Source organism: Pandoraea norimbergensis (genome assembly GCF_001465545.3).
Lineage (GTDB): Bacteria > Pseudomonadota > Gammaproteobacteria > Burkholderiales > Burkholderiaceae > Pandoraea > Pandoraea norimbergensis.
Genome location: NZ_CP013480.3, coordinates 1,025,896 through 1,038,232 on the forward strand (window position 1 = coordinate 1,025,896; position 12,337 = coordinate 1,038,232).

Genomic DNA, 12,337 nt, shown 5'->3' on the forward strand with positions numbered 1-12,337 from the left:
CACTCACTTACTTGATACGGCGCAGCGCCCCGGTTGGCGGAAAAATTCCGCCCCGGGGCGTTTCTCTAAGTACAGGCTAATTTTGCTGTGGCAGAATCAGCCGTCGCGTTATCCCGTTTCAGTACGTAAAAAAGATGCTGAACCAATCCGATAAACGCCTGTCAGTAAACAGCACCTTATAACTCCACGGAGAGACCAGAGCGATGTTCCAGTTCATGAAAAACAAGCTGTTGTTGGGCGTAGTGGCCGGCGTTTTGGCGGTCGGTATGACGATCGCAGACGCTGACGCCAAGCGCGTTGGCGGCGGCCGGAGCGTCGGCAAGCAGTCCAACACCGTGACGCAGCGTCAGGCAACGCCGCAACAACCGGCCCAAAGCCCGAACGCCGCACCGAACCAAGCCGCACCGGCTGCTGCTGGCGCAGGCGCCGCAGGGGCGGCCGCCGCTGCCAAGCCGGCCAACCGCTGGCTCGGCCCGATCGCCGGTCTGGCCGCCGGTCTGGGTATCGCAGCCCTGTTGTCGCACTTCGGCATGGGCGGCGCGTTCGCCAGCATGATGGCCAACGTCATCATCATCGCGTTGATTGCCTTCGCCGTGCTGTGGGTCATCCGTCGCTTCCGCGGCAACAAGTCGCAGTCGCAGACGCCGGCCTACGCCGGTGCCAATGCGGGCAACGACGCGTCGAACAACACCCTGCGCCAGTCGTGGGATAGCCAGCAACCGGCTCAACAACCGGCCGCTTCGACCTCATCGACGCAACCGGCGCTGTCCGCTGTCCCGGCCGCTGCCGGTGTTGCGGGTGCCGCAGCCGCTGCCGCAGGCCCGTTCGGCGTGCCGGCAGGCTTCGATGTCGAAGGCTTCCTGCGTAGCTCGAAGGTGTACTTCAACCGTCTGCAAGCCGCCTGGGACAAGGGCGATCAAGCCGACATCAACGAGTTCACCACGCCGCAGATGTTCGCGGAAATCAAGATGGACCTCGAAGAGCGCGGCAAGTCGACCAATCGTACCGACGTGGTTCAACTCGACGCCGAACTGCTTGGCATCGAACAAACGACGAGCGAGTACATGGCCAGCGTGCGTTTCTCGGGCCTGATCCGTGAGACGGAAGGCGCTGCCGCCGAGCCGTTCAACGAAGTCTGGAACCTGACCAAGCCGGTGACCGGCAATGCGGGTTGGGTACTGGCCGGGATTCAACAGCTCTAAGCCGGCGCTGGGCCAGCATTAAGCTCCCGCCGTTTTTGCCGTAACCTGCCTTACAATAAGAGCCCGCGTTTGAAGCGCGGGCTCTTTTGTTTTTGCCGCCCGGCGAGGTATGCCGGGCGACGTCTTTCGGTGCGACCGGTGTTCTGCGCCGGTCGGCCGCCAAGCTCATGACCGTAGCCGCCAAAGCCTTTGCCGCCACCGTGAATCACTTGCTCGCCCGCGAACCGTGGGCGCGCGAACGCCTGCGCCAACACATCGGCGCCTCCGCCCGGCTGGCGATGTCCCCGTTCGACCTGCGTTTGCAGGTGGGCGACGACGGCTATCTCGCCGCCTTCGAGGCCGACACCCCCTGCGACGTCAGCATCGCCGTGCCCCCGTCGGCACTGGCCGACTTTGCGGGCGGCGGTCAGGCCGCTGTCATGCGTCATGTGAAGATCGAGGGCGATGCCGAGTTCGCCAATACGGTGTCCTATCTTGCCCAGCACCTGCGCTGGGAGGCGGCAGAAGACCTCAGTCGCGTGATTGGCGACGCCGCCGCTCATCGGGTGACCGAAACCGGCAAGGCCGCCGTGGCCGGTGCGCGCCGCACCGGGGCGACGCTGGCGCGCTCGCTCACCGACTACCTCGTGGAAGAAAACCCGCTGCTCGTGGCGCGCCCACGGCTGGACGCCATGCGCGACGAGATCGGCACACTGCGCGACGATCTGGCGCGACTCGAAAAGCGACTCGAGAAACTTGAGCGCCAGCCCGGCGCGCCGCGTTCCACCGGAGGCCGCTGACCGATGCGACTTCTGCGCCTCATCAAGATTCTGTTCGTCTGCTATCGCTACGGCCTCGACGAGCTGGTGCTCTCCAGCATTCCCCATCCTTTCGCCCGCACGTTCATGCGCGTGCTGTCGTTCGGCCGCAGCGGGTTGAAGGCACCGCGCGGCGAGCGTCTGCGTCTGGCGCTGGAAGCACTTGGACCGATTTTCGTGAAGTTCGGACAGGTGCTCTCGACCCGCCGTGACCTGATGCCACCTGACATCGCGCAGGAACTGGCGCGCTTGCAGGATCAGGTGCCCCCGTTCGATCCGGAACTGGCCCGTGCGGCCATCGAGAAATCACTGGGCCGCCCGCTGGAAGAAGTGTTCGTGGAGTTCGAGCGCTCGCCGGTAGCCAGCGCGTCGATTGCTCAGGTGCACTTCGCGCGTATTCGCGAAGGCCAGCATGCGGGCAAAGAGGTTGCCGTCAAGGTGCTGCGCCCGAACATGCTTGGCGTAATCGACAGCGATCTCGCTCTCCTGCGCGATCTGGCGGGGTGGGTCGAACGGCTCTGGCCGGACGGCAAGCGCCTGAAGCCGCGCGAGGTGGTCGCTGAGTTCGACAAGTATCTGCACGATGAGCTCGACCTGATGCGCGAGGCCGCCAACGCGGCGCAACTGCGTCGCAATTTCATCGATTCGGGCATGCTGATGGTGCCCGAGATGTATTGGGAATTCAGTACCAGCACGGTGCTCGTGATGGAGCGCATGCGCGGTGTGCCGATCAGCCAGATCGATGTGCTGCGCGAGGCAGGCGTCGATCTGAAGAAGCTGGCGCGCGAAGGCGTTGAGATCTTCTTCACGCAGTTTCTGCGCGACGGGTTCTTCCACGCGGACATGCACCCGGGCAATATTCTCGTGAGTCTCGATCCGGCCACGTTCGGGCGTTATATCGCGCTGGACTGCGGCATCGTCGGCGCGCTCTCCGAGTTCGACAAGAACTATCTGGCACAGAACTTCCTCGCTTTTTTCCGTCGCGACTATCACCGGGTGGCATCGCTGCATTTGGAGTCGGGCTGGGTGCCGTCCGACACGCGCGTCGAGGAACTGGAGGGGGCGATTCGCGCCGTCTGCGAGCCGTACTTCGACCGCCCGCTCAAGGAAATTTCGCTGGGGCTCGTGCTGATGCGCCTGTTCCAGACGTCGCGCCGCTTCAACGTGGAAATTCAGCCGCAACTGGTGTTGCTGCAAAAGACGCTGCTCAATATCGAAGGGTTGGGGCGTCAGCTCGATCCGGATCTCGATCTGTGGAAGACGGCCAAGCCGTTCCTGGAGCGCTGGATGGCCGAGCAGATCGGCCCGCGTGGCTGGCTGGAACGGCTGAAATCGGAAGCGCCGCAGTGGAGCAAGACCCTGCCGCAACTGCCGCGATTGATTCATCAGGCGCTGGCCGCCCATGCCCGTCCGCAGGACGACACGGTGCTGCTCGCGCTGCTTCAGGAGCAACGGCGTACCAACCGCCTGCTGACCGGCGCGTTCTGTCTGGTGGGCGGTGTCGTCATTGGGGTGCTTGCGGCGTTCATGTGGATCTATGGCGGATAAATCTCAGCAAGATCAGGGCGGGAAGGACGGGGAGGGCGCCTCGGTGACGCCGACGCCGAATCCTGTGAGTGGTGCCCCCGGTGCGCCGGCCTCAACCGCCCCCGCATTTGCGCACCGCGACCCGTCGCGTGCCGAATTCTGGAATGAGCGCTTCGAGAAGGCGTTCATGCCTTGGGATGCGGCCGGTGTGCCAAGCGCATTGCGCGAGTTTGTTGCCAGCGAGACGGCGCCTCAGGCGACGCTGATTCCCGGCTGCGGGGCCGCACACGAAGCTGCGTGGCTCGATGGCCAAGGCTGGCCGGTGCGCGCCATTGATTTTTCGCCAGTGGCCGTCGAGCAGGCGAAGGCGCTGCTAGGCCCGCGCGCCGAACTGGTCGAAGAAGCCGACTTCTTTGCCTATACGCCGCCGTTCACGATCGACGTGATTTACGAACGCGCGTTTCTCTGCGCATTGCCGCGCACGCTCTGGCAGGGCTATGCCCGCCGGGTGGCGCAACTGCTGCCGAGCGGCGCGCGTCTTGCGGGCTTCTTCTTCCTGCGGGAAACGCCAAAGGGCCCGCCGTTTGGCATCGCGCCCGACGCGCTTAACGCCCTGCTGGCGCAGGATTTCGTCTGCGAAGTGGATCGCCAAGTCGATGCAGCCGATTCGGTGCCGGTGTTTGCTGGTGCTGAACACTGGATGGTCTGGCGGCGGCGCTGAGCTGCTGAGCCGCTGAGGCACCCGCCCAGCGTGTGCCGCGATGGCACGATGCCTCGGGTGCGAGACGCTCAGACGCACGCAAGACTGAGGCCTCCGCCCACCGTTTCCCGAAATCTGCAACGTCCGGCAGCGGGATTTGTGATTTTTTCCCCGCGCGTGTCTCGCGCCGCTATAATCGGCCCAAATTTTTTCGCCAGGTGGCAAAAACGGGCGCCCCCGAGCGCTGAACAGCATCAGCCCCGTCATGCTCGACCTGAATTTCTGTTGCCCGGAAGGCTGCGGCCCGCGGCACGGTTTCGTTAGTTCGCGTGTGCGGCCGCCGACGGCCAGATCACGCCCCGCACACTGACGCTGCCGCCGCTACCGTCGCCCTGGGGCTTGGCTGGGGCCGCGTTATGCTGATCTGGTTTGTCATTTTGTATTGGGTCATTTCGGTGGCCATCGGGCTGCTGGCCGCCCTCAAGGTCCGCAATACCAAAGATTTCACCGTTGCCGGGCGCCGCCTGCCGTATGGCATGGTCATCGCCGTGGTGTTTGCCACGTGGTTCGGTTCGGAAGCCGTGCTTGGCATCCCGGCCACGTTCATCGGCGACGGCCTGCGCGGCATCGTGGCCGACCCGTTCGGCTCGTCGATGTGTCTGGTGCTCGTCGGCGTGTTCTTCGCCCGCAAGCTGTATCGCATGAACCTCATGACGATCGGCGATTTCTACAAGCTCAAATACAACCGCACCGTCGAAGTCGTGACGAGTATCGCCATCGTGATCTCGTATCTCGGCTGGGTGGGCGCGCAGATCAAGGCGCTGGGCCTCGTGTTCCATACCGTCTCGGGCGGCGCGATGTCGGAGCCCACGGGCATGATCATCGGCGCGGTGTCAGTGCTCGCATACACGCTGCTCGGCGGCATGATTTCGGTCGCCGTGACCGACTTCATCCAGATGATCATCATCGTGGTGGGTCTGGTCTACATCGCCGTGGAAGTCTCGGGCATGGTGCCGGGCGGTGCGACGGCCGTGATCGCCCATGCGGCCGACGCCGGCAAGTTCGTGTTCCTGCCCGCGATGAATCCTGCCGACGTGCTGGCGTTCATTGCGGCGGGCGTGACCATGATGTTCGGCTCGATACCGCAGCAGGACGTGTTCCAGCGCGTGATGTCGTCCAAGACGGAGAACATCGCAGTCGCAGGCTCCATCACCGGTGGCGTGCTGTACTTCTTCTTCACGTTCATCCCGATCTTTCTTGCTTACTCGGCGCTGCTGATTGCCCCGTCGATGGTGCAGAAGTACATCGGCACCGATCCGCAGCAGATTCTGCCGCAGTTGGTGCTCACCAGCGTGCCGATCGTGGCGCAGGTGATGTTCTTCGGCGCGCTGCTGTCCGCTATTAAGAGCTGCGCGTCGGCCACGCTGCTGGCCCCGTCGGTCACGTTTGCCGAGAACATCATTCGCCCGATGCTGCGCGGCCCGATCGACGACAAGCATCTGCTGCGCCTGATGCGCATCGTCGTGCTGTGCTTCACCGCGCTGGTGCTGGTGTATGCGTTGAATTCGAAGGCGTCGATCTTCCAGATGGTCGAGAGCGCCTATAAGGTCACGCTGGTCTGCTGCTTCGTGCCGCTGGCGTTCGGCCTGTACTGGAAGCGGTCGAGCTCGCTGGGCGGCACGCTTGCCGTGTTCAGCGGTCTGGTCGTCTGGATCGGCTGCGAAGTTTTGGCCCCGGAGGCACTCGTGCCGCCGCAACTGGCTGGCCTGCTGGCCTCGATTACGGGCATGGTCGTGGGTTCGTTGCTGCAACCGGCGTCCGAGCGTGGTCAGCCGCCGAGCCAAGAGGTGTCGACGATCTAAATCGTCCGGGCGCTGAGGCTGCCGATTGTGTGAGCGCTCGCTTTTACGCGAGATGCCGTCCCAGTTAGTCACCGGGCAGAAACCTCAAATACGGTGACGCGAGACCTTGATCTTGCGTCACCGCGTGCCCATATATCTCCGGACAAATCCCGAAAGCCTTGTGAAGCGGTTATAATTCAAGGCTTTGCGCGCCTTTTCCCGTCGGAAAGAATCATGCCTATCTACGCCTATCGTTGCGAAACATGCGGTTTCGCGAAAGATGTGCTGCAAAAAATGAGCGATACCCCGCTCTCCCAATGCCCGGAATGCGGCAAGGATACGTTTCGCAAGCAGGTAACTGCGGCGGGCTTCCAGCTCAAGGGTTCGGGATGGTATGTCACGGATTTCCGTGGTGGTTCGGGCGGCGCAAGTGCACCGGCTTCCGGCGCGGCGGCGTCGACGGCAGCGGCCTCGTCGGGCGATAGCGGTTCGACGTCGTCGAGCGCCTCAGACGCGTCGGCGGGTTCGTCGGCTTCGTCCTCCACGGACGGCGCGTCGTCGAGCACCCCGGCAGCCAGTTGCGGTGGCGGCTGCGCTTGTCATTAAGTGTTGGCAGCATGACCCGTATTGCCCGAATTACCTGTATTGCCTGAATTGCAAGAACAAGCAGAACGACGCGTCCGGCCCGGCGGCCTGGCGCGTGATTGACCCCGCTGACCCAGTAGCCGCCGACATTCGCGAGTCCTGCCATGAGCGTCAAAAAACCCGCGTTGAAGACGATTTTCCTCACCGGCCTGCTGGTGCTGGTGCCGCTCGCCATCACGTTGTGGGTGCTGGGCCTGATCATCGGCACGATGGATCAGACGCTGTTGCTGCTGCCTGACGACTGGCAGCCGTCGCACCTGATCGGCATGCGTGTGCCGGGCTTCGGCGTAGTGGTCACCCTCGCGTTCGTGTTCGTCGTCGGCCTTCTGGCGCATAATTTCATTGGCCAGAAGCTGGTCGGCTGGTGGGAAGCCGTGCTTACGCGCATTCCCGTGGTCGGACCGCTGTACGGCAGCGTCAAGCAGGTGTCCGATACATTGCTTTCGAGCAATGGCAACGCGTTTCGCAAGGCGTTGCTCGTGCGTTATCCGCACGCGGATTCCTGGACCATCGCCTTCCTGACCGGCGCGCCGGGCGGCGACGTGGTCAATCACTTGCAGGGCGAGTATGTGAGCGTTTATGTCCCGACGACGCCGAACCCCACGTCAGGTTTCTTCCTGATGATGCGGGCGAGCGACGTGGTCGAGCTCGACATGACGGTCGATGCCGCCCTCAAGTACATCGTATCGATGGGCGTGGTGGCACCCGCCCACAACCCGCGCCAGCAGCGTCCCGGCCCGCTCCTGTGAGCCACCGGTGACTCCCGGCGTCATTTTTTGAAAATCGGAACAGCAAAATGTCCATGCGTACCTCCTACTGCGGTCTGGTGACCGAGCAACAACTGGGCCAAACGGTCAAGCTTTGTGGCTGGGTCAATCGCCGCCGTGATCACGGCGGGGTCATCTTCATCGACCTGCGCGATCGCGAAGGTCTGGTGCAGGTCGTGTGCGATCCGGACCGCGCAGAGATGTTCAAGGCCGCCGAAGGCCTGCGCAACGAGTTCTGCGTGCAGATCACCGGTCTGGTACGCGCCCGTCCGGCAGGCACGGAAAACGCCAACCTGACGAGCGGCAAGATCGAAGTGCTGTGCCATGAGCTGCAAGTGCTCAACCCGTCGGTCACGCCCCCGTTCCCGCTTGACGACGAAAACCTGTCGGAAACCACGCGCCTCACGCATCGCGTGCTGGACCTGCGCCGCCCGCAGATGCAATACAACCTGCGCCTGCGCTACAAAGTGGCGATGGAAGTGCGCAAGTATCTGGACGCGCAAGGCTTCATCGACATCGAAACCCCGATGCTCACCAAGAGCACGCCGGAAGGCGCGCGCGACTATCTGGTGCCCTCGCGTGTGAACCCGGGCATGTTCTTCGCGCTGCCGCAGTCGCCGCAGCTCTTCAAGCAGTTGCTGATGGTGGCCGGCTTCGACCGCTACTACCAGATCACCAAGTGCTTCCGCGACGAAGATCTGCGCGCTGACCGTCAGCCGGAATTCACGCAGATCGACTGCGAAACCTCGTTCCTGTCGGAGCAAGAGATTCGCGACCTGTTCGAGAACATGATTCGTCACGTGTTCAAGGAAGCGATCAACGTCGAATTCGACGCCAAGGTGCCGGTCATGCAGTACTCGGAAGCGATGCGCCGCTTCGGTTCGGACAAGCCGGACCTGCGCGTGAAGCTCGAATTCACCGAGTTGACCGACGTGATGGGCGATGTGGACTTCAAGGTGTTCTCGGTGCCTGCTACGACCGAAGGCGGCCGTGTGGTTGCACTGCGCGTGCCGGGCGGTTCGGAAATTTCGCGTAGCGAGATCGACGCTTACACCGACTTCGTGAAGATTTACGGCGCGAAGGGGCTGGCCTGGATCAAGGTCAATGAAGTGGCCAAGGGCCGCGACGGTCTGCAAAGCCCGATCGTGAAGAACCTGCACGACGCTGCCATTGCCTCGATTCTCGAGCGCACCGGCGCGCAAGACGGCGACATCATCTTCTTCGGTGCCGACAAGGAAAAGGTCGTCAACGACGGTATCGGCGCGCTGCGTCTGAAGATCGGTCACTCGGAATTCGGCAAGAGCCACGGCCTGTTCGAAGCCGGCTGGCGTCCGCTGTGGGTCGTCGATTTCCCGATGTTCGAATACGACGAAGAAGACGCCCGCTGGGTGGCCTGCCATCACCCGTTCACGAGCCCGAAGGACGAGCACATCGACTATCTTGAGACCGACCCGGGCAAGTGCCTGGCGAAGGCCTACGACATGGTGCTCAACGGCTGGGAAATCGGTGGCGGTTCGGTCCGTATCTTCCAAGAGGAAGTGCAGAGCAAGGTGTTCCGTGCGCTCAAGCTGGGTGAAGAAGAAGCCCGTGCGAAGTTCGGCTTCCTGCTCGACGCGCTGCAATACGGCGCGCCGCCGCATGGCGGTATCGCCTTCGGTCTGGACCGCGTCATCACGATGATGGCCGGTGCCGATTCGATTCGCGACGTGATCGCCTTCCCGAAGACGCAACGCGCGCAGGATCTGCTCACGCAAGCCCCGTCGCCGGTCGACGAGCGCCAACTGCGCGACCTGCACATCCGCCTGCGTCAGTCGGAAGCGCCGAAGGCCTAACGAATCTCGCGGGCGTATCGCTCGTGATGAAACGTTCGAACCCCCTCTGCCGCAAGGCGAGGGGGTTTTTGTTTATGTGGTGGGAATGCCGAGGGAGTGTACGTCGATGATAGTGAGTGCGAAGGCGATCATTCGCCGCAACGACACGGTGCTGTTCGCGCGCAATCCGCGCAACGAGTGGGAACTGCCGGGTGGCCAGCCTGAACCCGGTGAATCGCTGGAAGATGCGGTGCGCCGCGAAGTGCTCGAAGAATGCGGCTGGCAGATCGCGCACGTGACTTACCACGGCAGCGCGTCGTTCGAAGTGATTCCCGGGCGGCATGTGATGCTGGTCTTCTACGTTTGCGAGCGGGACGCGGGCGATCTCACGCCGTTGGTCACGAGCGACGAGCATACGATGTTCGGCTGGATCGACGTCGACGGGCCGCGCCCCGACGATCTGCCCCAGTGCTACTGGGATGCGGTCACGCGCGCATAAGCATCGCCTTGCTTCGCCGTCTGGTTGGCTGCGATCTTTGCCCATCCTGCGAAGCAGACGCCGAATTGCTGCCGTTGCCCATTACAATGACTCACCAGCGCGACGCACCGGCGCAGCTTTCCCTCGCTCACCACCTGCATGAAGCCCTTCAAGATTCCCGAATCCGTGCTCGTCGTCATCTACACGCCGGCGCTCGACGTGTTGCTCATCGAGCGGGCCGATGCCGACAATTTCTGGCAGTCGGTGACCGGCAGCAAAGATCGCCTCGACGAGCCGCTGATCGAGACGGCCACGCGTGAAGTGTTCGAGGAAACGGGCATTCGCGTGGGGGAGGGCGGCCTGCCCGCCAGCGCGCTGACCGACTGGCAGCACGAGATTCAGTACAACATCTACCCGCGTTGGGCGCATCGCTATGCCCCGGACGTCACGCGCAACACCGAACACTGGTTCGGCCTGTGTGTTCCGGAGAACACCCCGGTGACGCTGGCCCCGCGTGAGCATGTCGCATACGAATGGTTGCCTTGGGAAGCCGCCGCCGCTCGCTGTTTTTCGCCCTCGAACGGCGACGCGATCCGGCAGTTACCCACGCGCGTGCGCTGACGCCCCGGCGCGATTGATGAGCAAGTACCTGCCGTTTTCCCACGATAACGACCTGACGCTGCTCTACCTCGGCGAGGCGTACTTCACCGCGCTGATCGCCGCCATCGACGCCGCCCGGCGCGAAGTGGTGATCGAGACCTACATCTTCGAAGCCGACGACGCCGGACAGAACATTTCCGCCGCGCTGCAACGCGCCGCGCAGCGTGGCGTCTCGGTACGCGTGATCACCGATGGCATCGGTACCAGCCGGCGCCTGCCACTGGTCGAGGATTGGCGGGAGTGCGGTGTCATGCATCGCATCTACAACCCGCATCTGTTCGGAAAATTCGGCTTTTCACGCACGCATCGCAAGCTCGCCGTCGTCGACCATGAGGTCGCGTTTGTCGGCGGTATCAACGTCATCGACGACTACAACGCGGGCGGCGGCGTGCGCATGAACGACCCGCGCTGGGATTTCGCGGTGCAATGCCGTGGCCCGATCGTCGCGGAAATTGCCATCGCGTTTCATATCCAGTGGTTGCGTCTCGCGCCCGGCTATCTCGGCACACCCTTCCGGCACCGTCGCCGCGGCCAGCGCGGGCGGTTGCACTCGTCTGTCGCCGGGCAGGCCGCATTCGTTGCTCGGGACAACCTGCACAATCGCCGCTCGGTCGAAAAGGCCTACCTGATGGCATTGGGCCGGGCCCGCCATGAGGTCTGGCTCGCCAACCCGTATTTCGTCCCCGGACGCCGTCTGCGCCGCGCGCTGACGCAGGCCGCACGACGTGGCGTGGCCGTGCACCTGCTCATCGGGCGCAAGGAGTTCCGTCTGCTCGATATGGCGGTGCCGTGGCTCTACGCCAAGATGCTCGACGCGGGCGTGCGCATCGGCGAATACGACATGCGCCAATTGCACGGCAAGGTCGCGGTGATCGACGACGTGTGGGCCACGGTCGGCTCGTCCAATCTCGACGCCCTGTCTCTCTTCCTCAATCACGAAGCCAACGTGGTCGTGCTCGATGACCCGGTTGTCATCGAACTGCGTGACCATATCCGCCAAGCGTTCGCCGAAGCGCGCCTGATCGACGCCGCCCAATACGGCGGGCGCTCGTTATGGCGGCGGTTTCGCCAGTGGGCGGCCTACCGGCTGTACCGGCTGGCGATGAAAGCCATCACCCGCGGCAAGTACGACTGAAGCCCGCCAGACGGCCGGTTGGCCGGGGTTTTCACGCCCGCCGCCACGCGTTTCGATTAGGTATTCCGATCTAATAAATTCCTTGTTCGCCCATGGGCGTCCCCCAATAATAGGACGGCCGTTCGATTTTATGGTTAGCATCGGAGAACGGATAACCAAAGCGATGCCATACACATGCGAAAGGGTGAACAGACACGCAACGCGATCCTGAATGCTGCGCTAGAACTGGCGGGGCGTGACGGACTCGAAGGCCTGACGATCGGCTTGCTGGCCGATCGCATGCAGATGAGCAAGAGCGGGGTTTTCGCGCATTTCGGTTCGCGTGAAGACTTGCAGATCGAAGTGCTGCGCGAATATCACCGGCGCTTCGAAGAAGAAGTGTTTGCCCCCAGCATGGACGTGCCGCGCGGCTTGCCGCGACTGCGCGCTCTGGTCGATCGCTGGATGGACAAACGGATTCGCGAAGTCACGACGGGCTGCATTTATATCAGCGGTGCCGTCGAGTACGACGATCGCGCGGCCAGCCCGGTGCGCGAAGCCTTGGTGAAGAGTGTGCGGTTGTGGCGATCGGCCCTGCTGCGCGCGATCACGCAAGCGAAGGAGGAGGGGCATCTGCGCTCGGACACCGATCCGCGCCTGATGCTCTTTGAAATGTACAGCCTGACGCTCGGCCTGCATCACGACGCGCGCTTCCTGCGGGAACCGGGTGCCGTAGAGATGACCCGGGTGGCACTGGAAAAACTGATTTCGTCTTATCAGCGCGGGTGAGGCGCG

Annotated in this window: 12 protein-coding genes; all 12 read left to right on the plus strand. The window is 63.2% G+C overall.

What is annotated here, in order from left to right:
• Window positions 1-215: 215 nt before the first annotated feature.
• The 12 genes from AT302_RS04565 (at window position 216) to AT302_RS04620 (ending at window position 12,331) form a co-directional block, all read left to right on the plus strand.
• Window positions 216-1,202, plus strand: coding sequence for a Tim44 domain-containing protein (locus AT302_RS04565; RefSeq protein WP_058380100.1), 987 nt, complete (start codon window positions 216-218; stop codon window positions 1,200-1,202).
• A 167-nt stretch (window positions 1,203-1,369) separates the two neighbouring features.
• Window positions 1,370-1,981, plus strand: a complete 612-nt coding sequence (locus AT302_RS04570; protein ID WP_058380101.1) for a ubiquinone biosynthesis accessory factor UbiJ — start codon at window positions 1,370-1,372, stop codon at window positions 1,979-1,981.
• Window positions 1,982-1,984: 3 nt separating this feature from the next.
• Window positions 1,985-3,547, plus strand: a complete 1,563-nt coding sequence (ubiB, locus tag AT302_RS04575) for a ubiquinone biosynthesis regulatory protein kinase UbiB (RefSeq protein ID WP_058377412.1) — start codon at window positions 1,985-1,987, stop codon at window positions 3,545-3,547.
• Window positions 3,537-4,247 carry a methyltransferase domain-containing protein gene (locus tag AT302_RS04580; protein WP_058377413.1) on the plus strand — a complete coding sequence of 237 codons (711 nt, stop codon included), beginning with the start codon at window positions 3,537-3,539 and terminating at the stop codon, window positions 4,245-4,247. The genes ubiB and AT302_RS04580 overlap by 11 nt, the downstream gene beginning before the upstream one ends.
• Window positions 4,248-4,642: 395 nt before the next feature.
• A complete protein-coding gene (locus tag AT302_RS04585; protein ID WP_058377414.1) occupies window positions 4,643-6,088 on the plus strand; it encodes a sodium:solute symporter family protein in 1,446 nt (481 codons plus the stop codon).
• A gap of 213 nt (window positions 6,089-6,301) precedes the next feature.
• Entirely contained in the window at window positions 6,302-6,673 is a 372-nt protein-coding gene (locus AT302_RS04590) for an FmdB family zinc ribbon protein (protein ID WP_058377415.1), read from the plus strand.
• A 143-nt stretch (window positions 6,674-6,816) separates the two neighbouring features.
• Window positions 6,817-7,461, plus strand: a complete 645-nt coding sequence (locus AT302_RS04595; RefSeq protein ID WP_058377416.1) for a DUF502 domain-containing protein — start codon at window positions 6,817-6,819, stop codon at window positions 7,459-7,461.
• Between the two features lie 47 nt (window positions 7,462-7,508).
• A complete protein-coding gene (aspS, locus tag AT302_RS04600) occupies window positions 7,509-9,311 on the plus strand; it encodes an aspartate--tRNA ligase (RefSeq protein WP_058377417.1) in 1,803 nt (600 codons plus the stop codon).
• A 106-nt stretch (window positions 9,312-9,417) separates the two neighbouring features.
• Entirely contained in the window at window positions 9,418-9,789 is a 372-nt protein-coding gene (locus tag AT302_RS04605; RefSeq protein ID WP_058377418.1) for an NUDIX domain-containing protein, read from the plus strand.
• Between the two features lie 138 nt (window positions 9,790-9,927).
• Window positions 9,928-10,389 (plus strand): dihydroneopterin triphosphate diphosphatase, encoded by a 462-nt coding sequence (gene nudB, locus AT302_RS04610; protein ID WP_058377419.1) that lies wholly within the window; start codon window positions 9,928-9,930, stop codon window positions 10,387-10,389.
• 16 nt (window positions 10,390-10,405) lie between these two features.
• Window positions 10,406-11,563, plus strand: a complete 1,158-nt coding sequence (gene clsB / locus AT302_RS04615) for a cardiolipin synthase ClsB (RefSeq protein WP_058377420.1) — start codon at window positions 10,406-10,408, stop codon at window positions 11,561-11,563.
• A 174-nt stretch (window positions 11,564-11,737) separates the two neighbouring features.
• On the plus strand, window positions 11,738-12,331 hold the full coding sequence (locus tag AT302_RS04620) for a TetR/AcrR family transcriptional regulator (RefSeq protein WP_058377421.1): 594 nt from the start codon (window positions 11,738-11,740) through the stop codon (window positions 12,329-12,331).
• Window positions 12,332-12,337: the final 6 nt, after the last annotated feature.

What these genes read in the sequence shown, in the direction of transcription:
- AT302_RS04620 (WP_058377421.1), top strand. Translation starts at nt 11,738, where the DNA reads ATGCGAAAGGGTGAACAGACACGCAACGCGATCCTGAATGCTGCGCTA.
- AT302_RS04595 (WP_058377416.1), top strand. Translation starts at nt 6,817, where the DNA reads ATGAGCGTCAAAAAACCCGCGTTGAAGACGATTTTCCTCACCGGCCTG.
- AT302_RS04605 (WP_058377418.1), top strand. Translation starts at nt 9,418, where the DNA reads ATGATAGTGAGTGCGAAGGCGATCATTCGCCGCAACGACACGGTGCTG.
- AT302_RS04590 (WP_058377415.1), top strand. Translation starts at nt 6,302, where the DNA reads ATGCCTATCTACGCCTATCGTTGCGAAACATGCGGTTTCGCGAAAGAT.
- nudB (WP_058377419.1), top strand. Translation starts at nt 9,928, where the DNA reads ATGAAGCCCTTCAAGATTCCCGAATCCGTGCTCGTCGTCATCTACACG.
- AT302_RS04570 (WP_058380101.1), top strand. Translation starts at nt 1,370, where the DNA reads ATGACCGTAGCCGCCAAAGCCTTTGCCGCCACCGTGAATCACTTGCTC.
- ubiB (WP_058377412.1), top strand. Translation starts at nt 1,985, where the DNA reads ATGCGACTTCTGCGCCTCATCAAGATTCTGTTCGTCTGCTATCGCTAC.
- clsB (WP_058377420.1), top strand. Translation starts at nt 10,406, where the DNA reads ATGAGCAAGTACCTGCCGTTTTCCCACGATAACGACCTGACGCTGCTC.
- AT302_RS04585 (WP_058377414.1), top strand. Translation starts at nt 4,643, where the DNA reads ATGCTGATCTGGTTTGTCATTTTGTATTGGGTCATTTCGGTGGCCATC.
- aspS (WP_058377417.1), top strand. Translation starts at nt 7,509, where the DNA reads ATGTCCATGCGTACCTCCTACTGCGGTCTGGTGACCGAGCAACAACTG.
- AT302_RS04565 (WP_058380100.1), top strand. Translation starts at nt 216, where the DNA reads ATGAAAAACAAGCTGTTGTTGGGCGTAGTGGCCGGCGTTTTGGCGGTC.
- AT302_RS04580 (WP_058377413.1), top strand. Translation starts at nt 3,537, where the DNA reads ATGGCGGATAAATCTCAGCAAGATCAGGGCGGGAAGGACGGGGAGGGC.